Origin of the sequence: Aquimarina acroporae (assembly GCF_023195925.1) — a bacterium.
Classification (GTDB): Bacteria; Bacteroidota; Bacteroidia; order Flavobacteriales; family Flavobacteriaceae; genus Aquimarina; species Aquimarina acroporae.
In genome coordinates this window covers 1-390 of the sequence record NZ_JALPRE010000050.1, presented here as the reverse complement: position 1 = coordinate 390, position 390 = coordinate 1, and the positions used below count along the sequence as shown (strand labels likewise).

Annotated in this window: 1 pseudogene; it reads left to right on the top strand. The window is 37.4% G+C overall.

Annotated elements, in window-relative coordinates:
• Nucleotides 1-390 (top strand): annotated as a pseudogene (locus M0D21_RS22955) (hypothetical protein); the annotation flags it as partial.

Below are 390 nucleotides of genomic sequence, written 5' to 3'. Positions count from 1 at the left end.
TTCTTCCCCATATTTGGTACCAACCACAAGTTTAACGGATATATGGATTATTTCTATGTAGGGAACCATGCTAACAATGTTGGTTTAAATGATCTATATGCAAGAACTGTGATTAAAACTGGTGAGAAATCTAGTCTTTTGATAAAAGCACACTACTTTGCAGCCGCAGAAAGTCTGGGAGATGATGTTGATGATTACCTGGGTACTGAGGTAGACTTGGTATATACCCAAAAATTACTTCCATTTGCAACATTAAAAATAGGATACTCTCATATGTTTGCTTCAGATTCTATGGAGCTTCTTAAAGGAGTGGCAGATCCCGCAAATACTCAAAACTGGGGATGGGCTATGTTGGTAGTTAAACCTAACTTTTTGAAGTGGAGTCCTAAA